The following is a 21,014-nucleotide window of genomic DNA, read 5'->3' as shown; positions in this document are numbered from 1 at the left end:
ACCACGCGAACCGCAAGACCTCCGCTGACGTCCATGGCTACGTCCACTACCAGCCCGGCACCTCGTCCTCCCGATCCACGACGGAACCTGACCAGCCTTGCCGCCGAGCAGCAGAAGCAGCTCTCACCATGCGGTGATCAGACAGAGACGTGAGAGGCCCTGTCAGACGATGAGCAGCAGTACAAGCACTCCGACGGACCACACGTCCACGGTCGGATCGGTCGGCGTACCGACCCGCCGCAACACCGAACTGGCCTTGCTGGTGTTCGCAGTTGCCATTCCGGTGTTCGCCTACACCAACGTGGGTCTCGCCATCCACGCCCAGATGCCCACAGGGCTGCTGGGTTATGGTCTGGGCCTCGGCTTGCTGGCCGCCGTTGCCCACCTCGTCGTACGAAAATTCGCTCCGTACGCGGACCCGCTGCTGCTGCCGGTGGCCACGCTGCTGAATGGGCTCGGTCTGGTCGTCATCTGGCGCCTCGACCAGTCCAAGCTCCTCCAGTCGATCAAGCAGGCAGGAACCGCGGCGCCCCGCCAACTGATGTACACCGCGCTCGGCATCGTTCTCTTCGCGGTCGTGCTGGTCTTCCTCAAGGACCATCGCGTCCTGCAGCGTTACACCTACATCTGCATGGTTGGCGCGCTGGTGCTGCTGCTCCTGCCCCTGGTCCCCGGCCTCGGAGCCAACATCTACGGCGCCAGGATCTGGATCCACGTCGGCAGCTTTTCCATCCAGCCCGGTGAGTTCGCGAAGATCATCCTGGCGATCTTCTTCGCCGGCTATCTGATGGTGAAGCGGGACACACTCGCCCTGGCCAGCCGCCGCTTCATGGGCCTTTACCTGCCACGCGGCCGCGACCTGGGCCCGATCCTGGCCGTCTGGTTCCTCTCGATCCTCATCCTGGTGTTCGAGACCGACCTCGGTACGTCGCTGCTGTTCTTCGGAATGTTCGTCATCATGCTGTACGTTGCCACCGAGCGGACAAGCTGGATCGTCTTCAGTCTGCTGATGTCGGCGGCGGGCGCCGTCGGCGTGTCCACCTTCGAATCCCACGTCCAGCAGCGTGTTCAGGCCTGGCTCGACCCGATGCGTGAATACAAGCTCAGCCAGTCGGGCGCTCCGGGCCACTCGGAACAGGCGATGCAGGCCCTATGGGCGTTCGGCTCTGGCGGCACCCTCGGCACCGGCCTCGGCCAGGGCCACTCCGAACTGATCCGGTTCGCCGCCAACTCGGACTTCATCCTCGCAACGTTCGGCGAGGAAATGGGGCTCGCCGGCACGATGGCGATACTGGTGCTCTACGGCCTGATCGTCGAGCGCGGCGTCCGCACGGCCCTCGCCGCCCGTGACCCGTTCGGCAAACTCCTCGCTGTCGGCCTCTCCGGCGCGTTCGCGCTTCAGGTCTTCGTGGTTGCCGGCGGTGTGATGGGCCTCATCCCGCTGACCGGCATGACGATGCCGTTCCTTGCGTTCGGCGGTTCCTCCGTCATCGCCAACTGGGTGCTTATCGGAATCCTGATCCGCATCAGTGATGCCGCGCGCAGGCCCCTGCAGCCGCTGGGGAGCATGGCTGTAACGACTCGGACCCGAGCGCCTGAACCACCGAGCGCGGTGAGTCGTGAAGCTTCCCTTTGAACGTGGACACATGGAAATGGGACCTGAGGAACTGCGGCGAGCGCCCCGCGCGCGGCCAGCCGGTCGGCGGCTTCGTGGATCTCCTGGGCTGAGAGGTAGCTGACCGGCATAAGCATCAGGCCGAGGACGAAGTTGCCGGGCGATGACTCTTCGGGCCGGAGCATGTCGGCCTCTGCCAGCGTCAGTGCCAGAAGGATGGCGATCTCATCCGGGGTACCGCACAGGTCACGCAAGACTTCGGGGTGCCACGACAGGACCGGGGTGTCCGCACGGCCAGGGTCCCACTCCATCAACACACGGTCCTCTTCGGGCGGCAGGATACGGCGCGGCGGAAGCGGTTGCGGGGACAGGTGGGCGGCATGGATGCGGTCGCTGGTGAGAAGCACTACCGATCATGGCTAGCGGGAGCTAGCATCGTTGCATGGCCAAGACACAGTTGAACGTCCGGCTGGACGAGGACACCGTGGAGGCGGCCCGCCAAGCGGCGGGCAACCGGCACATGTCCCTCCAGGAGTACATCGAGCACCTGGTGAAGTCCGACACCGATCCCGTCCGGAAGGCGTTCCTCGCGTCCGCGGCGAACGTGATCGAGGAGTTCGGGGACCTCATCGAGGAGCGCGTGCGTGAACCTCGCGGTTGACCTCGGCTGGATCCTGAGCGTTGCGAGTCAGGCGGGGGAGGACGATCCGGCCCCCGACGACTTCGGCGTGCCCCTGTCGGCGGTGGAGCGCCACAAGGCCCAGTTGTTCGACCGGGACGTCTACGACGGGCCGGTGGCACGGGCGGCAGCGCTGGCGCACTCTCTGGGGCGCCTGCGGTGGCTGGAGCGGTCGAACATGACGGTCGCCGTGGCGGTGACCGTGGCGTATCTGCAGGCCGCTGGCCGCGAGGTGAAACCGACCTGGGACGAGGTGCGGGCTTTGGTCGACGAGTTGCGCGACGAGGCGTGCACCGTGCAGAGCGTGGCGGCGCTGCTGCGGGCGTGGCCCGCCTGAGGCAGTGCCGAGGAGGACCGCGGCCCAGAGAGGGCTGCGGTCCTCTGTGCGAGGCGACCGTGTGACGGAGGCCTCGCAGGGGTACGGGTGGGCCGGTCCCCGACAACCCACCGGAGAGACCGAGATGGCATGAGCCCCTCCACCCGCAGGGTCGCCACCGGCAACGCTCCACGGGGCCGGGCAGGTGCTCATCCGTGACCGGGAGGCTGTGTGCCGCCCAGTACCTGGGCGAGGAAGGCCCGGGCGGTCGGGTTGAGCGGGCGGTCGTCGGGTTCGGCCAGGCCGGCGTGGTAGACGGGGCGGTGCTGCTCCACGGGAAGGAAGCGGACCCCGGGAACGCCCTCGGTGACGGACTCGGGTACGAAGGTGAGACCGAGGCCGTGGCGGACGAGGTCGAGTGCCGTGGGGATGTCGTCGATCTCGAAGGTGGTCCTGCGCGGCGGCAGTCCCGCGCGGGTGAAGGCGCAGTCGACGGCGGAGCGGATGCCCCACCCGGCCGGGAAGTCGATCACTTCGTATGCCGTCGCGTCGGCGAGTTCGGCGCTCGTGCGGTCGGCCAGCGGATGGTCGGTGGCACAGGCGAGTGCGAGGTGCTCGGTGCCGAGCGCGTGCAGGCGCAACCCCGCCAGCGGGCGGCCGGCGGTCATGAGGACGGCCAGGTCGAGGACTCCGTTGCGCAGGTCTTCGGCGTGGGAGCTCGAGCCACGGTTCCCGGGGCCGCGCAGGTGTATCTCCACGGCGGGGTGCGCCTTGTGGAACGCGCTGAGCGCGCTGAGGATGCGTTTCGGGGTGAGGCCGTACAGGATCCCGAGTTCCAGGGTTCCGCTCAGGCCGGCCCGGGCTTCGTCGACCGCCTGCCGGGCCGTGCGCACCGCGCCGATGATGCGCTGGGCCTGCGGCAGCAACGTCTTTCCGGCCGCGGTCAGTTCGACGCGCTGGGTGGTGCGTTCGAACAGCGCCGCACCCAGGTCCTTCTCCAGGGCGCGGATCGAAGCGGAGACGCCGGACTGCACCAGGTTCAGCCGCTCGGCGGCCCGGGTGAAGCTCCGCTCCTCGGCGACCGCGATGAAGTGCTGAAGCCGGCGAATCTCCATGGACGGTCCTTCCCGGTTCTTTCAAGGTCCTTCAGCACGGTTCTTGCTGAACCCAGCAAAGTTTAATGTTGGACAAGCGTAGTGGCCGGAAAGACACTGGAGCTCCTGCACGACCAGAAGGAGCGGAACATGGCAAGCCATCCCATACTCATCAGAGGTGGGCATGTAGTGACGGGTGACCCACGACTCGGGGAACTACCCGGTGGCGACGTGCTGGTGAGCGGCAACACCGTCGCCGCCGTCGGTCACGGACTTCGGGCCGAGGGCGCCGAGGTCATCGAGGCGGCCGGCCACGTGGTCATGCCGGGCCTGGTCGACTCGCACCGCCACGTGTGGCAGGGCGCCATCGGCGGCGCGGGCGGCAAGGTCTCGCTCGGCGGCTACTTCCAGGTCGTGCTCGCCGGTCTGCTGGACAAGTACGAGCCGCGCGACGTCTACGCCGGTGTGCTGTGGGGCGCGCTGCAGGCCGTCAACGCCGGTGTTACGACGGTCGCCGACTGGTCCCACATCGTCACCACACCCGAGCACGCCGACGAGAACATCCGCGCGTTGCGCGACTCGGGCATCCGCGCCGTCTTCCTCTACGGTCCGCCCGTCGGCGAGGGCGTGATGAAGTGGTTCGTCGAGAGTTCCGAGCGCCACCCCCTCGACGCCCGACGGGTGCGCACCGAGGTGCTGTCGGACGACGAGGCCCGCGTCACCATGGGTCTGGCGCTGCGCGGCCCCGAGTTCTCCACCGCGGACACCACCACCGACGACATCCGGCTCGCCCGGGAACTGGCCGTCCCGGTCAGCATGCACTCCGGAATCCCGCCTTACCTGTCCAAGTACCGCACGGTGGAAGTGCTCGAGGAGTCCGGCCTGCTGGGGCCGGACGTGCACCACGCCCACGGCGCCGCGTTCAGCGACGACGACCTGCGGCGGATCGCCGCGACCGGCGGGCACATCACCCCGTGCCCGACCGTCGACATGCAGATGGCCATGGGCACCTTCCCCATCACCGGCCGTGCTCTGGCCCACGGCATCCAGCCGGCCCTGGGCGCCGACACCGTGGCCGGCGCCGGAACGGACCTGTTCAGCGAGATGCGGCTGACCCTCGCCGCCGAGCGGGCACGCGCCAACGCCGACGCCCTGCGACGCGACGAGCCGCCGATGGAGGTGGAACTCGACCACCACGACGTCCTCGGCTTCGCCACCACCGCCGGGGCGGCGGCGTGGGGCATGAGCGACCGGATCGGTTCGCTCACCCCCGGCAAGCGCGCGGACGTCATCCTCGTCGACGCCCGCCGTCCGCATCTGACTCCGCTGAACGACGCCGTCACCACGGTGGTGCTGAACGCCGGCCCCGCTGACGTGGACACGGTGCTCGTGGACGGCCGCATCCTCAAGCGCCACGGTGCGCTGACGGGACAGGCGGCCCAGGCGCAGGAGCGACTGGAGGCCTCCCGCCGCCGGCTGTTCGCCGCCGCCGGCCTCAAGGACATCCTGGGCGCCGCCTGGGTGTGAGTGCCTTGCTCCCCGGTACGGGAAGCCCGGCTCACCAGGGGGACGAAGGCGGCGGCCGGTAGAAGTCGGCCAACACCGGGCACGCCCTGCCGTGGCCCGAGCCGGCACCCCGTCGAACACGGGGTGCCGGCCGTGGAGCGTGGCGGCCCATGCCGCGGCCGGGATGCGGCGGCTCGGTTACGGCCTCAGCACGGACGAGCGCTCGCCGTTCGCCGTATGCGCATGATGGTTCGGTCCGTCTCAGGCCGTCGCGGAGCGGTCAGTGCCGGGACGGGGCGACGCAGCGGAAGCTGGAGGCCCTGTCCGGGTCGCCGTGGCCGTCGTAGCGGGAGAGTGCCGGGTAGCGGCACAGGTCACGGCTGACCTCCTGCCCGGCGGAGTCGACCAGGGTGGCGGGCAGCGTCTTGGGGGCCTTGCCGTGCTCGACCCAGGTCCTTAGCGCACCGAGGTCGTCGATCGTGCCGTCGCCCGAGTTGAGGCCGCAGTGGACCGTCGCCGGGGCGAGGAAGAGGCGGTAGAAGTCGTCGACCTTCTTGGCGCCGTCCATCGTCCACTCGACGTCCTCGCGGTACGCGACCGTGCCCTGGGCCGGGATGAACTGGTCGGCCTGGCCGTGCCAGCTCAGGAGCTTGCCGCCGGAGTCACGGAAGGCGGACAGGTCGGGGTCGTCGGTGCCGATGACCTTGTCGTACTCGGCCTCGGACTGCCGGAACAGCCGGGTGAACCGGTCGTACGTGATCGTCGACACGTCGAACGACGGCTGCTTCTTCACCCATGTGGTGACCCAGAACTCGGGCACGGGGAACGGAGCGCCCTTGACGTCGCCGCTCGCGTCGGGGCCGGTGACGCCGGCCAGGGCCGACAGGTCGGCCCCGACCGGGACGCCGGGCCACTGAACCGTTCCGGGTTTGGTGGAGACTCGAACACGTGTAAGGATTCGAGTCATGGCACGGCCCTCCTCCTATCCACTTGAGCTGCGCCGCCGTGCGGTGCGGATGGTCGCCGAGGTTCTCGGCGACTACCCGAACGAGTCCGCCGCATTGAAGGCGGTCGCCCAGAAGCTGGGTATCGGCTCGACCGAGACGCTGCGCAAGTGGGTCCGGCAGGACCAGATCGACTCCGGACAGCGTCCGGGGACGAGCACGGAGGAGTCCGCGCAGGTCAAGGCGATGAAGAAGGAAATCGCCGAGCTCAAGCGTGCGAACGAGATCCTGAAGGCCGCGGCAAGTTTCTTCGCGGCCGAGCTCGACCGGCCACATCTGCGCTCGTAGCGTTCATCGACGAGCACCGGGACCGCTTCGGCGGCGTCGAGCCGATCTGCAGGACGCTCACCGAGCACGACTGCCAGATCGCACCCTCCACCTACTACGCCCACAAAAAACGCCTGGCGTCCCCGTCTGCCCGCACGGTGCGGGACACCGCACTCAAAGAGCTGATCCACGAGGTCTACGCCTCCAACTACCGTGTCTACGGAGCCCGGAAGATCTGGCGGGAGCTGAACCGCCAGGGCCATGCCGTGGCCCGCTGCACCGTCGAGCGGCTGATGCGCGAGCTGGGCATCGCCGGCGCGGTCCGCGGCAGGAAGGTCGTCACCACGATCCCGGATCAGGCCGCCGAGCGCGCCCCGGACCTTCTCGACCGCGACTTCGTCGCCACCGCCCCCAACCGCTGCTGGGTCGCCGACTTCACCCACATCTCGACCTGGGCCGGCGTCGTCTACGTCGCTTTCGTCGTGGACACCTTCTCCCGCCGGATCGTCGGCTGGTCCGCCGCAACCTCCAAAGAGACCAAGCTCGTCCTGGACGCCTTGGAGATGGCCCTGTGGCAACGCGACCGCGACGGACACCCCTATATACAGGGCGAGTTGATACATCACAGCGACGCCGGGTCGCAAGGCGGATTCAACTGATCGTCGCAACACCTCGTACGCATGGAGGTGTTGGATGGCGCGTCGTCAGCAGGCAGCGGACCGGGCGCTGCGTCCGAAGCTGAGGTCTCCGGGGCATCCGAAGTATCAGCGTCATGTCGAGGCGGCGTTCTGGACGGAGATCGCCAAGGGCCTTCTCCCTGAGGAGGCCGCCGCCGTCATCGGCGTGGCGCCGGCGGTCGCGACGCGCTGGTACCGCCAGTGTGGCGGCATGCGACCGTTCGATTCGAAGCCCCCCTCGGGCAGGTACCTGTCGTTTTCCGAGCGAGAGGAGATCGCGTTGCTCAGGGCCCAGGGCAAGGGCGTGCGCGAGATCGGTCGAGACGTCGGTCGTCATCCAGGCACCATCTCCCGCGAGCTGCGACGCAACGCCGCCACAAGAGGTGGGAAGCACGACTACCGGGCGTCCGTGGCGCAGTGGAAAGCAGATATGGCGGCCCGGCGGCCGAAGACAGCGAAGTTGGTCGCCAATCCGAGGTTGCACGCCTACGTCCAGGAGAGACTGTCCGGCCAGATCACCACGGCCGGTGGCATGCCGATCACGGGACCGGTGACGGGCTCGTGGACGGGGCGGAACAAGCCGCATCGCAAGGATCGTGCGTGGGTCCAGGCATGGAGTCCAGAGCAGATCGCGAACCGGATCAAGCTTGATTTCCCGGATGATGAATCCATGCGCATCAGTCACGAGGCGATCTACCAGGCCCTCTACATTCAGGGCCGCGGGGCGCTGAAACGCGAGCTCATCCTGTGTCTTCGGACCGGCCGCGCTCTGCGTGCGCCGCGGGCGCGTTCACGGCGGAAGACCTGGGCGCACGTCACGCCAGAAGCGTTGATCAGCGAGAGGCCCGCCGAGGCCGAGGACCGTGCTGTCCCTGGCCACTGGGAAGGGGATTTGATCATCGGACTGGAGCGTTCCGCGATCGGCACCGTTGTCGAGCGATCCACCCGGTTCACCATGCTGGTTCATCTGCCCCGCGAAGAGGGATACGGCACGATTCCTCGAACGAAGAACGGCCCCGCCCTGGCCGGCTACGGAGCGATCTCCATGAAGAAGGCACTCGCCAACAAGATGTCGATGCTCCCCGAGCAGCTGACGCGGTCCCTGACATGGGACCGCGGCAAGGAAATGTCGGCGCACACACAGTTCCGGGTCGAGACCGGTATCCCCGTGTTCTTCGCCGATCCGCACAGCCCATGGCAGCGAGGCACGAACGAGAACACCAACGGACTCCTGCGCCAGTACTTCCCGAAGGGCACCGACCTCTCGCGCTGGTCCGCCGAAGAAATCGAAGCCGTCGCTCACGCTCTGAACACGAGACCCCGCAAGACACTTGGTTGGAGGACCCCGGCCGAGGCATTCAACGAGCAGCTACTCTTGCTCCAACAAGCCGGTGTTGCAACGACCGCTTGAGTCCAGGCAATACACATCGTTCGCGCTCACCGAGCACCTCGACCGAGCAGACATCGCGGCATCGATCGGCTCCGTTGGCGACGCGTACGACAACGCCCTGATGGAGAGCACGATCGGCCTGTTCAAGACCGAACTCATCAAGCCCGGCCGGCCCTGGAAGACACTCTCCCAGGTCGAGCTCGCCACCGCCGAGTGGATCGACTGGTACTGCCACCGCCGACTCCACGGTGAGATCGGCCACGTCCCGCCCGTCGAATACGAGGCCGCCTACTACACCGCAGCCACAAAACGCAGGTCGCAACCACCATCTGAGATCTCTACCGAACCCGGAACGGTTCATAGCGGGTGGTGTCCGTGACGGTGGTGATCTCGGGTTCGTGCCAGGTGTCGGGCTTGGCGAAGGTGAGGACGCCGCCGTGCCGGCGGGGCCGACCGCCCTTCGGCCCGGAACGGGCGAGGCCCGGGGCGCGGAGCATCACGCGATCCGAGCGCAGCCGGCCGACCAGCACGACCGGCAGGTCCGCCAAGGCGTGGGAAAGGTAGGTGACGTCGTAGCCGGAGTCCATCACGATCAGGATCTCGAGATCACCTGGCTGCCAGTGCCGGGCCTGCGTCAACCGCTGTACCTTGTCACGTAGTTGGGCGGCCGTGACAGCGGTCGCGCCGTCGGAGGGCCCGAGGCGGACAGCGTCCAGCAGCGCGACCCAGGAGGTGCGGCCGGTCTTCAGGGCGGCGACGAAAGAGTAGGGCCAGCTTGGCACAAACTGGTCCGTGCTGCGGTCCCCGCGTCCGTAGACGTGACAGAACAGCCGGTCGTCGCTGGTCGGGGCATCAGGGCGAAGCCAATTGGTGACGTCCAAGGCCAATACGATGCGCCCGTCGGCCGCGCACAGCACCGCGTCCGTGAGCTCGAAGAGCGTGTCCCCACAGGCGTACAAGCAGTCGTAGAACTCGACCCGAAAGCGGGACAACACGTCCAACGCCTCGCCTGCGGGCGCATCGACAGGGAGACTCATGGGCAGCGGCCGTTCTCTCGTGCTTCGTGACTCGACATCTCGAAGGGTGGAGAACGGCCGCCGCCCTCACTGTGACGGGAAAACCGTAGATCAGCAGGTCGAGTGACCTGCGAGGTTAAACGTCAAGCTGAGAAGCTGTTGATGAACCGTGCGGGGCGACTGCGGTTCGAACGGCATCCCGAGGATGGGTGATCGCGTCGGTGGCGGCGCATAGAGACAGGGTCACCTGGGCCATCGACATGACCGGCGGAGAACCCGCGCTGTTGCTGGCCCTGCTGATTAACCATGGCCAAGAAGTCCTCTATATGCCCGGACGGCGGGAACCGGCTCAGACGACGGCCGCCACTCCCGCCTGATCAGGCCGTAGACCCACGAGTCAGAGACCTCGCCGTTGACGACGCAGTCTTCCCGCAACGTACCTTCCCGCACGAAGCCGAGCTTCTCGAGCACGCGGGCAGATGCCACGTTGCGCGTATCGGTCTCAGCTTGGACGCGATTTAGGTCCAGCGTGTCGAATGCCCACCGCAGCAAAGTGCGCGCGGCCTCGGTCGCGTAGCCGTGGCCCCACGCTGCATCGTCGAAGCAATAGCCAAGCGACGCGCTGCGGTAGTCCGGATTCCACCTGTTTAGGCTGCACCAGCCGATGAACGCCCCGTCGGAGACACGATCTACGGCCAGCCGCGCCCCGCTGCCATCCTGTTCCATCTGCCGGCAAGCCGAGATGAACTTCTCGGCGCGCACGCGTTCGCTCCACGGTGGCGCGTCCCAGTAACGCAGCACGTAGGCGCTGCTGTGCAGTGCGAAGAGGTCGTTCGCATCCGCGTCTTCGAAGGCACGCAGTCGAAGGCGAGCGGTGTGCAATGAGGGGGTGGGCAGCGACATACTCATGTTTGCTCCCCTGATCGGTGGCCGATCAATCAGACATCCGATGCGGGTCACTCGCAACGGGTTTTCTCGGCGGGCTGGCAGAACGACGTGTCCGCTCTTCGACGCGACCGAGCCTCCCCCAGAGGGCGGCACTTGAGGTGATGCCCGGGTTGGCCTTTCGGGTGGGCTGAGCAGGCTAGTTGCGGCCCGCAGGAGACCCACCGGGCCCTCATGGCCATGGGACCCAGCCGCCGAACGGGACGGGGCCATGGCCGCCGGCTCACTCCCCGGCGTAGTCCTCGCCGTACGCCGCCTTACGGATGGCCCTGCCCAGCTCGTACGAGCCGTGCTCCGCCTGAAGGCCCGACTCCTCGATAGCGGCCCGGAACTCGGCCGCGACCTCCTCCCACTTGGCCTGCAGCGCGGCGCGGCGCTCTCGGCTCGCTGCTCCTCCGACCACTCCAGTACAGCAGTCTTCGTCGCCCGGCGGTGAGCTTCGATTGCCTTTCGCGCTGTGTCGTATTGCCGCCGCAGGTCAGCGAGTGATTCGGGAACGTTCATGGCGCGGATGGTAACCGAGGGCACTGACAGCGGCCGGGCTACGCCGCGGGCACGTGGCCCGGCCGGGGCCCGAATGCCCTGGTGCGGCGCGAGTGGGAGATCGGCCACGCTGCCGAGTCCTCGATCGTGCGGAGCGTGCCTGTGGCCTTGTCGGGGTCCTTGTGGCTGGTCCAGCCGCACCCGGCGCCGTCGAAGACCTGCATCCACTGCACGCCGGCCTCGCGGGCTCGGTTCAGGGTGCCGCGTTGTAGGCCACCGAGCTCGCCGCCTCCGCCCACGCCTGCACCGGCATCCGCGCCCCGTTGCGGTAGATCACGGTCGTCAGCTGGTGCTCGGCGGCCAGGCGGTCAGCCAAGGCCTTCGCGGCCGGCAGGGCCGTGGTCTGGCCGGCGGCCAGCAGCGGCACCTCGCGCCGTGCGGCGTCCCGCACGGCCCGGTAGAACGCGCCGGCCATGCGCTGCTCCTGCTGCGAGCGGCGCAGGAAGTCGGCGTAGGAGTCGGAGGCCAGCGACTGAAGGGCCTCGCGGTGGATGAGCGTCCACGAGAAGTGCCCGCCGACCGCGCGCGCCGCGGCCCGGGCCCCTTCCTCGTACAGGTGCGGCAGCTGCACGGACACGAACGCCCGCGCTTCGCTGTCGACACACTGCTGGAAGTCGGTGATGGCGGCCTGGAACTGGGCGAGACGGGCGGCGACCTCCCGGGACCGGGCGTTGTCGCCGATCGCCGCAATGACGGCTGCCTGCTGGTCGGCGAGGCGCTGCCAGGCGTCCTGCAGCACCGCGGCGACCCTGGCAGCCACTGCCAGCCACCGGCGGGCACCTGGGCCGAACCTCTCGGAGCTCTCCGCACGGAACACGGGCGTCGTCGCTCTCACGAGCACGGCAGGACAAAAGATGCCCCGCGGCATCGCGCGGACCAGGCCGGACGGTGGGGAATCGCGGCTGTTCCACTTGGCGGTGCCGCCACCGTGCCCGATCCCGGGCCGCCCGCTGCCCACGGCACGCCATCCAGGCATGAAGATCACGCACTGCGGCTGGAGCGCTGGAAGGCCAGTGTCAAGCACATGAACTTCCGTGCCACGCTCGCCGGGAGGCCACCCAAGCGTGGATGCCGCCCCGAGCGTCGACCGCGCATTGGATCGCGACCTGCGACTGAAGGGCCTCACCCTTTCTGCGAATGCGCCGTCCAGCGACGTCAGGCGTGATGTGCCGATTCCCAAACTGGGCCAGAACTTCGTCGGGGGGAGGGTGAGTCATGGCCGAGTGAAGGAATGTGCGGCTGTGGCGGAATTTGGCGTAGCGAGCGCTGTCCTGCCGGGCTACCTCCTGAGTCGGGCAGATAATCCGCAACACCCTCTTGGGGGTGCCGATGAGTGAAAGACCTCGTCGGCGGCATCGTTCGGACCCTTGGGGTGGCGCCACTCGCACGCCGGACAGTTCCCAGTCGGGGGCGATCGTGCTGGTCGCGATGCTTCTACCCGGCGGCGGAGTGTCCCCGGACTCAGAAAATGATCAGGCGGCCCTCGGAAATGACCTCGCTGGACTCGCTTCCGCGTTTTCCGTTCGGGGCAATCCTCATGAGGCCCCGGTCCACAGCTCCGGGACATCCCAAGCCTCACGGAAGCTGCACAGGAATCCTCGCCCCACGCCTGCGAACCATTATCGAGAGCCCCCAAAAACGGAGCCGCGCTGATCTCAGTTCCCATCCGCCGAGGCTGCACGTCGCACGCCAAAGGCGGCCCGCCGCCCTGGCAGGGCGTCCCTATGCTCTCGATCGCAAGATCAGCAAGCATCGGGAGGTGCTCCTTCATGTCCATACCCCGCATACCCGCCCGCGCAAGGCGAAGGCGGGTGCGTGCTGGCGTGGTTGGGCTGGCCATGGCCGGACTCATGGCGTCCCTGCCCGCCAACGCCGTGGCGGCGACGGCCGCACCGTCCGCGACCGTCGCGGCCCCGGTCGCGTCGACGGCATCCGCGTCCGACTGGCCGTACGCGGGTGGCGACCTCGGCGACACGCACAACGCGGCCGCCGAGCGCACCATCGGCACGGACAACGTGGCCAACCTGAAGACGAAGTGGACCTTCACCACAGGAGACAGCGTTTCGGCCACGCCGACCGTGGTGGACGGCTACGTGTACGCGCCGGACTGGGCAGGCAACCTGTACAAGGTGCAGGCGACGACCGGTCAGAAGATCTGGAGCCACCAGATCAGCGAGTACACCGGGATCGCCGGCGACATCTCGCGGCTCAGCCCCGCGTACTGGAACGGCGAGATCGTCACCGGGTCGGGCGAGCAGCGCAGCGACAGCACGGACGGCGCGTTCCTCTTCGGGATCGACGCCCTGACCGGCACCAGGCTCTGGAAGACCCAGATCGATGCCGACCCGGCCGCCATCGTGACGTCGTCGCCCGTCATCGCCGACGGTGTCGTGTACGTCGGCGTGTCGTCCAAGGCCGAGAAGTTCGCCCCGCCGTACACGTTCCGCGGCAGCGTTGTCGCCCTGGACGCCGTCACCGGCAAGAAGCTGTGGAAGACCTACGTCGTTCCCGAGGGCTACACCGGCGGCGCTGTGTGGGGCAGCAACCCGGTGGTCGACGAGAAGACGGGGCTGGTGTACGTCGGAACGGGGAACAACTACACAGTGCCGCCCGGCGTATGCACCTCGCCCGACGAGACCGACTGCGATCCCGGGGCGGCCGACAACTACCAGGACTCCATCGTCGCCTTCGACATGCACACCGGCGAGATCGTCTGGGGCACCAAGACCCTGACCGCCGACACCTGGACCGTCGGCCAGCGGTTCGGTGACGACTTCGACTTCGGCGCTGGTCCCAACCTCTTCACCACCACCGTCGACGGCAAGACCACCGACCTGCTCGGTATCGGCCAGAAGAGCGGCGTCTACTGGACGCTCGACCCGGCCACCGGAAAGATCGTCTGGGCCACGGCGGTCGGCCCCGGCGGCAACCTCGGTGGCCTGCAGTGGGGCTCGGCGGCCGACGGCAAGCGCATCTACGTCGCCAACACCAACACCAACCACCTGCCCGTGACGCTCACGTCCGCGACCGGGCAGAAGTCGACCACCACGGGCGGATTCTGGGCGGCCCTCGACCCGGCCACCGGGAACATCCTGTGGGAGACCGCGACGCCCGGCTCGGCGTCCCCCATGTCCTTCGTGTCCAGCGCGAACGGCATCGTCTACGGCGGATCCACGAACCCCACCGGCAACAACATGTACGCCCTGGACGCCGCGACCGGCGCCGTCAAGTGGGGCTTCCCCAGCGGGGGCGCGGTCCTCGGCGGCGCGTCGATCGTGGACGGCTCGGTGTACTGGGGCTCCGGGTACCACACCCAGAACCTGGGCCCGTTCTTCCCGACCAAGGGTGACAACAACAAGCTCTACGCGTTCTCCCTTCCGCAGACCCTTCCGCAGACCGTCTACGTCTCGCCGACCGCCGTTCCCTCCGCGGCCGACACCAGTTGCAGCACTCCCGCCTTCAGCTCGATCAACGCGGCTGTCAAGGCAGTGGCCGGCGGTGGTCGAGTCGTCGTCTGCAACGGCACGTTCCACGAGGACATCGCGGTGTCCAAGCCGCTGGCTCTCGAAGCCCGTTCGAACGTCACCATCGACGCTACCGACCTCATCAACGGCATCGAGATCAGCGCGCCCGACGTCACGGTGACCGGGTTCACGGTGAAGAACGCCGTCGGCGAGGGCATCCTGGTCAACAGCGTAAAGAACGCGACCATCGCGAACACCATCGTCACGGGCAACAACACCGGTACGGGCCCGAACACCGTCGCCAACTCATACGCTCCGTGCCGGCCGACGCAGGACAAGCCCGGTGACTGCGGCGGAGGCATCCACCTGCTCGGCAGTTCCAACGCCACCGTGCTGGCAAGCACCGTCAGCGGCAACAGCTCCGGGATCGTCATCAGCGACGAGACAGGTCCCGCCTCGGGCAGCACCTTCAGCGGGAACTCTGTACACGGCAACGCCCTGGGCTCCGGCTTCACCCTGGTCTCCCGCAACGGGGCGGCGGCTCCTGGAGGCGTGCGCGCCCCCAGTGCCGGTGGCGTCTTCGGCAACAGCATCACCAGCAACAACGTGTTCGACAACGGACTTGAGGCGGGCGGCGGCGGGATCACTATCGCGTCGGCCGTGGCCGGCGGCGCGGTCTACGGCAACACCGTGCAGACCAACGTCGTGACCGGCAACGGCTGGGCGGCTGTGGCTGTGCACGGTGGCGCGTCCGGCCTGGACCTGGGCGGCAACGTCGTCAGCAACAACCAGATCGGCACCAACAACGTCGTGGGGGACACCTACACGGGCACCACGCACGATCTGCAGACGACGGGCCTGCTTGTGAGCACCGTGGAGCCGATGTCCATCCAGATCACCGGAAATACGATCTCCAACAACGTCCTCGGCATCTGGACGCACGGCCCGGTCACGGCGGCCAACGCCGCCGGAGCCAACAACTTCAGCAACGTCACCACCCCGGTGTCCGCTCACTAGAGCCCGCCCACCGCCACGGCTTGCCGTGGAAGGCACGCCGAGCCGCGTCCTGCCGAAGGCCCATTCGGCAGGACGCGGCGGCGCGCCGCTGAGAGCCGTCGATCCTGCATCGAGGCGAGCAGCGACGGCCGGCGAGGTAAGGTCCACCCGTGGACGAAAGCCCGGTTGTGGACCGGGAATCGTCCGCTCGCGGCCCGGAGCGGGAAGCTCCCGCTCCTTCGCGGCATCAGTGAACGAGCGAGCTCGGTGTCTCGCCGAACTGCCGCTTGAAGGCCCGGCTGAAGTGGCTTACATCGGCGAAGTGCCATCGAGCCGCTACGGCGGATACGGTGTACCTCCCGCCCAGTGCGACGAGTTCTTCGCGCGCTCGCTCCAAACGGCGCCGCCGGACGTATGCCATCAGGGACTCATCGACTTCGGCGAAAGCTCGGTGCAATGTGCGAACCGAGACCGACAGGGTCCTTGCCACCTCGGCCGGAGACAGGTGAGGGTCCAGGAGCCGGGCTTCCACGCAGTTGCGGGCAGCCGTGCGCAGCGAAGGGCGGAAGGCAGGGTCGGCGGACACCCCCCGGGACATGAGCGCGCCTGCCAGCAACTGCACGACGGATTGCTGAGCGGCGTGGACGCCTGCCGGACTCAATTCACCCCGCATCCTGCGGATCAGATGAAGCTGTCCCAGCAGCAGCCGCGCCTCGGGAGCTTTCTGGGAGATGACCGTGAGCGTCGGCAGCTGGTCGAGTCCGGTGCCGGTCAGTGTTTCGGAGGGCAGCAGCAGTACCCGCGCCCGTGTGCCGGGGCGATAGGAGAACTCCCGCGGCACCTGTGCATCCCGTACGCACATCGTGCCCGGTGGGACCTGAACGGTACGACCTGCTTCGGTGAGGCTCAGCCCGCCACTGTGCATGATGTGAACCACCGTGCGTCGCTCCGTGGCCCGCTTCATGCCTATGACGCCTTCCACCGCGTCGCCGTATTGCTCGCTGACGGCAATGTCCCCGATCTCGGAGGAGTCCACCCAGCACCGGTAATGGCCTGTCGTGTACTGCCGCGGAACTCGCAACGAGTGCACGTGCCAAGGACGAGCGTCGTTCAGTCTCCGCCACCGCTGTCTCAGCAACTCGTCGCGCTGCGCGTGAGCCAGTGCAACCTGGATGTGCATGCGAGGTGAACTGGAGTTGGACGGCGAGTCGACGCCCGAGATGCCTGGCATGATCACATCCGAAGTGTATATGGTCACCTGACCGCGATCGTGCGCCGGGAAACCACCGGGAACCACACCCACGCGCCAAGTCCGTCGGCATGTAGGTCGGTAGCCGGATCAAGCAGTCCGATTGTTCCGGAAGAGCTGGTACGGAAGCGGGCGGAGATGCGGTGCGCGTGCCGGTCCGTGCCGGTGACTCTGCTGATATGTGCGCCGACCTTCGAGGCAGGACAGGCCGTGCGAGCCCGTCAAGCTTAATTCACAAGTACCGCTGGCCATGCCAAGATGCGTAGCAGCCGTCAGTCGGCCGTGGCAGGGCCGGCCCCGCTCGCCCTGGGAGCGCGGCGAATTCCGGCGGCCCTCAGCTGAGCTGCTCACCGCGTCCGACGGCGATGCCCTCGGGGCCACGGACGTAGCCGAGCCGGTTGACGTTCTCGTACTGGAGCGCCAGACGCGCTGTTTGCAGCAGCAAAGGGCGGTGGCGAGACCGAGGAAGGCCAGTCATCGAGGGGACGCGGTCGTATCGGTGGTTGAGCCAGCGGTAGTCGGCCCGCCAGGACACGGCGCGCCCGGGCTCACCTTCGGCGCCGGAGGAGGAGCCGACCGACGCGGCGTGGCCCGGCAGCACGGACGCCTCTGGCATCACCGCGGCGGGCATCACCTCAGCCCGCTCCAAGGCGCAAGGCACCACCGCAGCCGTCCGCTGCTGCGGGACGACCGACACCACCCCCGGCACCTTCAGGCCCAGCACCTCCCGCTCCTTCCGCGGCACAGGCCTGAACCGGTCAGCCGGGCTCTGCATATCGACCGCCTGATGCGGACGTACGCAGTTGTACGTCGCGGTCGCGATGACTCGCTGAGAGCTGGGGACTCCCCAATGCCGGTATGACCTGCGCACCCCCGATGACCATGACCACCAGGCCTACAAGGCGGATGTCGGCGTTCAAAACCGTCCACGCCCACCAGTGAGAAGACCCCCAGCCGGTCATGGCTGACCTGGTGCTGATCGTGGGCGCCGTCGACGAGCCGACCCTGAGCGCGGGACCGGCGCCGTGGGAACGGGCGCCCGGCCGCAGCCGGGGCAGAGTCCCCGTGAGCCGACGCCACGTGTCCGCACCACGGACGCCGGAATCCGCACGGCGCCCTTCGGCTGGTCATGCCCATTCCACCGTTTCGGCGGGGTGACGGGGCGACGGCAGCCGATGCACCGAAGAAGGATGACGGGGGCTGCCCCACGGGAAAACAAGTCATCACACTCATGCTCGGCCACGCGTCGATGCGTACGCTCACCTTCGCGGCCATCACCGGACTGGGCTTCGAACGGGATCTGGTTCGGATATGCCGTATCCGCACATGACCACAGGCTCATGGCGATTCGGAAGGTGAGAGGTCTTGCATGCCCGCCCATGAGCTGTGGGAACCCGCCATGACGGATCGTGGTGGGGTGTGCGCGGACCGGCGTGAATCAGACCGCCGGAAAGCCTGCTGGCATGCCGTGTCTGCCGTCCGGATTCCATGGCGTGCATGCGTTCAGTGCGGTCCCAGGCCGACCGCGTGGGATCGGCGGGCGCACCGCGGGAAGTAGCGGCGCAGCCTCTGTGGCCAGTGCCTGTATTTCGGCGGAAGCCGGCGATGTGGTGACCCGTTCCGGGTGCCCTGCATGACGACGGGCTCGCTCACCGGTGGATCCGGACACGGGCGGGCGTACAAGCCGTCGGAGAAACGAACATCAAGGAGTGGACAGCACGTGGCAGCGCATAAGAGGCGGACCTTCTTCGGGATCGCGGGAGGCGCCGTGGCCGGCGTGGCCGGCTACGGGGGGATGAATCTGCTGGCCGGTGGGGGCGCCGAGGCCAAGGCTGCGGTGGACACGTCGGCGCGGCTGAGCGGTGGCAAGGCCCTGGACCTCGAGGGCCCCTCCTCGCCGCGGGTGACCGAGCTGACGCCGTTCAAGGACGAGCTGCCGATCCCGCCCACTCTGAAGCCCTCGAGCCGGGACACCACTGAGGTGCGCCTGGTCGAGATGAAGATACGTCTACACTCGCAGCTCCCCGCGACCCGCATGTGGACGTACGAGGGTTACTTTCCCGGCCCGACCATCGAGGCCCGGCGTGGTCAGCGGTTCCGGCTGGCCTGGCGGAACGAGCTCACCGGCACCAGCCCCGTCAAGGGCGTCTTCGTGGAGCCCGAGGGGCCGCCGCCGGGCTTCCTGTCCCTGAACACCCCCGGCTCGCGGGGCGCGAAGGAGCGGCCCGAGGTGGCCGCGCTGACCGCTTGGACCTCGGTCCACCTGCACGGCGGCCGGCAGCACGCGATCTCCGACGGGGCCCCGGACTCGGGCGTGACCCGCGGCAGCGCGCAGCTCGCCGAGTACACCAATGACACGGCCGCGGCGCACCTCTTCTACCATGATCACGCCATGCCGGTGACCGCGCTCAACGTGATGGCGGGCCTGCTCGGCAACTACATCATCCGTGACGAGAACGAGGACCGCCTCGATCTGCCGCGCGGCCGGTACGAGATCCCGCTGACCATCGCTGATGTCAACTTCGACACCGACGGCGAGGGGCGGATCAACGGGCAGCTCCTCGCGAAGCGGATCCAGGTCGGCCCGTCCATCCCCGGGGTGATGGCGGCCGCCGTGCAGTTCCAGGGCCCCTACACCATGGTCAACGGCCGGGTGTGGCCCTACCTCGACGTGGAGGCCACCGCCTACCGCTTCCGCGTGGTGAACGTCTCCAACGCCCGGGCTTACATCCTCGCTCTGGTGGACGAGGAGACCGGGCAGCCCGTCAAGGGCGCGATCAAGGTCATCGGCACCGACATGGGCCTGCTCGACAAGCCGCAGGGCGTCGAGGGGAGCCTGACCCTCACCCCTGCCGAGCGCGTTGACATCGTGATCGACTTCGCGGCTTTCCGCGGCCGGCGGCTCAGGCTCGTCAACGTCGCGCCCGGCGCCCCCGGTGCGCCTCCCGCCCCAGCGGGCACGCCCGTGCCCGCGGCCGGCGTGCCGTACCCGCAGGTTATGCAGTTCCGCGTGGGCAGGGGGCGGAAGCAGTCCTACGTCGCGCCGAAGAAGCTGGACCCGCGGTTCAAGCACCTGACCCCGTCCGACATCCCGCAGGACGCGGTCGAGCGCTTCGTCATGCTCTCCTTCGACACGATGGGCATGCCGACGATCATGGAGCTGCAGGAGGCTCCGGCGGGCACGGGCACCGGCAAGGGCGTCGTGCAGCTCGCCCTGCCCGGCGGAACCCGTACCTTCCGCGTCGTGGGCAAGCGCTTCGAGGACGCCACCAACTTCTTCGCCGCGGCGGGGAGCTGGGAGAAGTGGACGTTCATCAGCGTGGGCCCGGTGCAGCAGCAGATCCAGCACCCGATGCACATCCACCTGATGAACTTCCAGCTCCTCGAGCGCCGCATGGTCGACGGCACAGCCTTCGACACCGCGCTGGGCGGCACCACCCGGCCGATCACCATCAAGGACGCGATGCCGATCGCCGTCAGCGAGTCAGGATGGAAGGACACCGTCAACATGCCGGCGAACTCCATGGTGACCGTCGCCGGCCAGTTCGGACGCGAGACCGGCCGGTTCATGTATCACTGCCACATCCTCGACCACGAGGACGAGGGCATGATGCGTCCCTTCGTCGTCATGCCGCCGGAGGTGCTCACCCTGCAGAACATGATGCTGAAGATGATGAACACCCCGGGCAAGCCCGCCGCCGACGGTGGCGCCGTGCCGCCGATGGACCACGGGGCGATGGACCACGGGGCCATGGGCTGACGGGCTGGGTGCGGCGGGCCTCCCTGTCCAAGGCCCGCCGCACGGTGGCCGCGACCGGAGGAGCACGGGAGGAGTCCGGCAGCGGTCAGGAGAGGATGGAGAGGGCAGGGCCGTTCCCGGCTGTTTCCCCTCGGATCCTTCCGTGATAGTGCCGCCGCTCAGGAACGGTGCCCCCCCAGCACACACCCGCCGGGTCTCCGTCGGACCACCTGGGCGGCCGACCCAGAGATACGCGACGAACCCGTCTCGGCGAACCGGCTCGAGATCCCTCCCAGGGCCCCGCGTTCTCGCGACCGGCGCTGAGATGTCACGTGAGTCCGAGGTGGCCGGTGGACGCAGCGTGGCCACACGCCGGCCGGCGCACGCGTGCGACGCCTCCCCGCCTGGGCGGTCCTGCCGACACCGACCGATTCGGGGCCGCATCACGCCAGGAGGCGGGCGAGACGATCAGGATGGGCGCCGATCTCCTCCTTCACGACTCCCGAAGGCGTGG

At 68.2% G+C, this 21,014-nt stretch carries 16 protein-coding genes and 4 pseudogenes; 11 read left to right on the top strand and 9 right to left on the bottom strand.

Features of this window, described 5'->3' with window-relative positions; translation table 11 throughout:
• The first annotated feature begins 169 nt into the window (after positions 1-169).
• The 3 genes from OG937_01575 to OG937_01565 all read left to right on the top strand — a co-directional run bounded on the left by OG937_01575 (position 170) and on the right by OG937_01565 (position 2,631).
• A complete protein-coding gene (locus OG937_01575) occupies positions 170-1,636 on the top strand; it encodes an FtsW/RodA/SpoVE family cell cycle protein (protein ID WUD70483.1) in 1,467 nt (488 codons plus the stop codon).
• A 421-nt stretch (positions 1,637-2,057) separates the two neighbouring features.
• The gene (locus tag OG937_01570; protein WUD70482.1) at positions 2,058-2,276 is read left to right on the top strand and encodes a hypothetical protein; all 219 of its coding nucleotides are present in this window, start codon (positions 2,058-2,060) and stop codon (positions 2,274-2,276) included.
• Entirely contained in the window at positions 2,260-2,631 is a 372-nt protein-coding gene (locus tag OG937_01565; protein WUD70481.1) for a fic family toxin-antitoxin system, toxin component, read from the top strand. The genes OG937_01570 and OG937_01565 overlap by 17 nt, the downstream gene beginning before the upstream one ends.
• A gap of 188 nt (positions 2,632-2,819) precedes the next feature.
• On the opposite strand, the gene OG937_01560 is transcribed toward OG937_01565, so the two are convergent.
• Positions 2,820-3,725, bottom strand: a complete 906-nt coding sequence (locus OG937_01560) for a LysR family transcriptional regulator (GenBank protein ID WUD70480.1) — start codon at positions 3,723-3,725, stop codon at positions 2,820-2,822.
• Positions 3,726-3,854: 129 nt separating this feature from the next.
• Between OG937_01560 and OG937_01555 the strand changes: the two genes are divergently transcribed.
• The gene (locus tag OG937_01555; protein ID WUD70479.1) at positions 3,855-5,231 is read left to right on the top strand and encodes an amidohydrolase family protein; all 1,377 of its coding nucleotides are present in this window, start codon (positions 3,855-3,857) and stop codon (positions 5,229-5,231) included.
• Positions 5,232-5,490: 259 nt separating this feature from the next.
• On the opposite strand, the pseudogene OG937_01550 reads toward OG937_01555, so the two are convergent.
• Positions 5,491-6,135 (bottom strand): annotated as a pseudogene (locus tag OG937_01550) (tannase/feruloyl esterase family alpha/beta hydrolase).
• Between the two features lie 40 nt (positions 6,136-6,175).
• On the opposite strand from OG937_01550, the gene OG937_01545 reads away from it, so the two are divergent.
• From OG937_01545 to OG937_01530, 4 genes and pseudogenes are all read left to right on the top strand, one after another.
• Positions 6,176-6,502, top strand: a complete 327-nt coding sequence (locus tag OG937_01545; GenBank protein WUD70478.1) for a transposase — start codon at positions 6,176-6,178, stop codon at positions 6,500-6,502.
• Between the two features lie 5 nt (positions 6,503-6,507).
• Positions 6,508-7,140, top strand: coding sequence for an IS3 family transposase (locus OG937_01540; protein ID WUD78599.1), 633 nt, complete (start codon positions 6,508-6,510; stop codon positions 7,138-7,140).
• A gap of 34 nt (positions 7,141-7,174) precedes the next feature.
• Positions 7,175-8,569, top strand: coding sequence for an IS30 family transposase (locus tag OG937_01535; GenBank protein WUD70477.1), 1,395 nt, complete (start codon positions 7,175-7,177; stop codon positions 8,567-8,569).
• Positions 8,570-8,576: 7 nt separating this feature from the next.
• Positions 8,577-8,927: pseudogene (locus tag OG937_01530) on the top strand (integrase core domain-containing protein).
• On the opposite strand, the pseudogene OG937_01525 reads toward OG937_01530, so the two are convergent.
• Positions 8,917-9,585: pseudogene (locus OG937_01525) on the bottom strand (transposase). The pseudogenes OG937_01530 and OG937_01525 overlap by 11 nt on opposite strands.
• A gap of 221 nt (positions 9,586-9,806) precedes the next feature.
• On the opposite strand from OG937_01525, the pseudogene OG937_01520 reads away from it, so the two are divergent.
• Positions 9,807-9,902: pseudogene (locus OG937_01520) on the top strand (IS110 family transposase).
• Here OG937_01520 and OG937_01515 read toward each other — a convergent pair.
• From OG937_01515 to OG937_01500, 4 genes are all read right to left on the bottom strand, one after another.
• On the bottom strand, positions 9,865-10,467 hold the full coding sequence (locus tag OG937_01515; protein WUD78598.1) for a GNAT family N-acetyltransferase: 603 nt from the start codon (positions 10,465-10,467) through the stop codon (positions 9,865-9,867). The pseudogene OG937_01520 and the gene OG937_01515 sit on opposite strands and share 38 nt — an antisense overlap.
• A 265-nt stretch (positions 10,468-10,732) precedes the next feature.
• Complete coding sequence (locus OG937_01510) at positions 10,733-10,912, bottom strand: hypothetical protein (GenBank protein ID WUD70476.1); 180 nt, start codon at positions 10,910-10,912, stop codon at positions 10,733-10,735.
• 139 nt (positions 10,913-11,051) lie between these two features.
• Positions 11,052-11,225, bottom strand: coding sequence for a hypothetical protein (locus OG937_01505; protein ID WUD70475.1), 174 nt, complete (start codon positions 11,223-11,225; stop codon positions 11,052-11,054).
• Positions 11,226-11,245: 20 nt separating this feature from the next.
• Positions 11,246-11,812, bottom strand: coding sequence for a hypothetical protein (locus tag OG937_01500; protein WUD70474.1), 567 nt, complete (start codon positions 11,810-11,812; stop codon positions 11,246-11,248).
• 1,078 nt (positions 11,813-12,890) lie between these two features.
• Here OG937_01500 and OG937_01495 point away from each other — a divergent pair.
• Complete coding sequence (locus tag OG937_01495) at positions 12,891-15,533, top strand: PQQ-binding-like beta-propeller repeat protein (protein ID WUD70473.1); 2,643 nt, start codon at positions 12,891-12,893, stop codon at positions 15,531-15,533.
• 226 nt (positions 15,534-15,759) lie between these two features.
• On the opposite strand, the gene OG937_01490 is transcribed toward OG937_01495, so the two are convergent.
• Positions 15,760-16,692: a helix-turn-helix domain-containing protein gene (locus OG937_01490; protein ID WUD78597.1), complete on the bottom strand. Its 933-nt coding sequence runs from the start codon at positions 16,690-16,692 to the stop codon at positions 15,760-15,762.
• Between the two features lie 403 nt (positions 16,693-17,095).
• On the bottom strand, positions 17,096-17,485 hold the full coding sequence (locus OG937_01485; protein WUD70472.1) for a hypothetical protein: 390 nt from the start codon (positions 17,483-17,485) through the stop codon (positions 17,096-17,098).
• Positions 17,486-18,481: 996 nt separating this feature from the next.
• On the opposite strand from OG937_01485, the gene OG937_01480 reads away from it, so the two are divergent.
• A complete protein-coding gene (locus OG937_01480) occupies positions 18,482-20,521 on the top strand; it encodes a multicopper oxidase domain-containing protein (protein WUD70471.1) in 2,040 nt (679 codons plus the stop codon).
• Positions 20,522-21,014 lie beyond the last annotated feature (493 nt).

The sequence above is a fragment of the Streptomyces sp. NBC_00510 genome, from assembly GCA_036013505.1.
Taxonomy (GTDB): domain Bacteria; phylum Actinomycetota; class Actinomycetes; order Streptomycetales; family Streptomycetaceae; genus Actinacidiphila.
This window is presented reverse-complemented; position numbering and strand designations above follow the sequence as displayed.